We start from the raw sequence: 1,237 nt of genomic DNA, 5'->3' as shown, positions 1-1,237 counted from the left end.
CCTGCTGCAGAACGAGTCTGTAAGCGTGTTCAGTCTTATGGCGCCGATGACTCGTTCTTCGCTTTGACGGCCCCTGCCGCGACCACCCCGCCCCGTCCCGCCCCCTCCCGTGCGGAGGGGGGAAACAGACAGACGGCAACGTAGATTGGCTGGTATGGACGTCGGCACTCTGGTCGAGCAGGCGCGGGCGGGTCGGCCCCGCGCCGTCGCCCGACTGATCTCGCTGGTCGAGAGCGCGGCACCGGAGCTGCGTGAGGTCATGGCCACGTTGGCGCCGCTGACGGGGAACGCCTATGTAGTCGGGCTGACGGGGTCGCCGGGTGTCGGCAAGTCGACGTCCACCTCTGCTTTGGTGAGTGCGTACCGGAGGCTCGGGCGGAGGGTCGGCGTGCTCGCCGTCGATCCTTCGTCGCCGTTCTCCGGCGGAGCGCTGTTGGGCGATCGGGTGCGGATGCAGGACCACGCCACCGACCCGGGGGTCTACATCCGCTCGATGGCCACCCGGGGCCACCTTGGCGGGCTGGCCTGGGCGGCCCCGCAGGCCATCCGGGTGCTGGACGCCGCAGGATGCGACGTGGTCCTGGTGGAGACGGTGGGTGTCGGGCAGTCCGAGGTAGAGATCGCCGCCCAGGCCGATACCACTGTCGTGCTGCTGGCCCCCGGAATGGGGGACGGGATCCAGGCCGCCAAGGCGGGGATCCTGGAGATCGGCGACGTCTACGTGGTCAACAAGGCCGACCGCGACGGTGCCGACGCGACCGCCCGCGAGCTGCGACACATGCTCGGCCTCGGCGAGACCCGCGCCTGGCAGCCGCCCATCGTGAAGACAGTCGCGGCTCGCAACGAGGGCATCGACGAACTGGTCGACGCCCTGGAGAAGCACCGGATCTGGATGGGCGAACACGGTGAGCTGACGCTTCGTAGGCAGCGTCGCGCCAGCCAGGAGATCGAATCCATCGCCCTCACCGCACTGCGCCGCCGCTTCGACCACCTGCATGGCGACCAGCGGCTACCGGCTTTGGCACAAAAGGTAGCTGACGGTCAGTCGGATCCGTACACCGCTGCGGACGAATTGATCGCCGGCATCACGCAGCTCTGACGCCGTCTGTCTGTTTCCCCCCTCCGCACGGGAGGGGGTGGGACGGGGCGGGGTGGTCGCGGCAGGGGCCGTCAAAGCGAAGAACGAGTCATCGGCGCCATAAGACTGAACACGCTTACAGACTCGTTCTGCAGCAGG

General features: G+C 68.5%; 1 protein-coding gene. It reads left to right on the top strand.

Annotated elements, in window-relative coordinates:
• Positions 1-154 precede the first annotated feature (154 nt).
• Positions 155-1,099 (top strand): methylmalonyl Co-A mutase-associated GTPase MeaB, encoded by a 945-nt coding sequence (gene meaB, locus IF29_RS0141095; protein WP_030267662.1) that lies wholly within the window; start codon positions 155-157, stop codon positions 1,097-1,099.
• Positions 1,100-1,237 lie beyond the last annotated feature (138 nt).

This window comes from Streptacidiphilus jeojiense, assembly GCF_000719095.1.
Lineage (GTDB): Bacteria > Actinomycetota > Actinomycetes > Streptomycetales > Streptomycetaceae > Streptacidiphilus > Streptacidiphilus jeojiensis.
Note: the sequence above shows the minus strand (reverse complement) of the source record. Positions and strands in the feature narration are given on the sequence as shown.

Bases quoted from the DNA above. Each gene is read 5' to 3' on its own strand.
- meaB (WP_030267662.1), top strand. From the start codon at position 155: ATGGACGTCGGCACTCTGGTCGAGCAGGCGCGGGCGGGTCGGCCCCGC.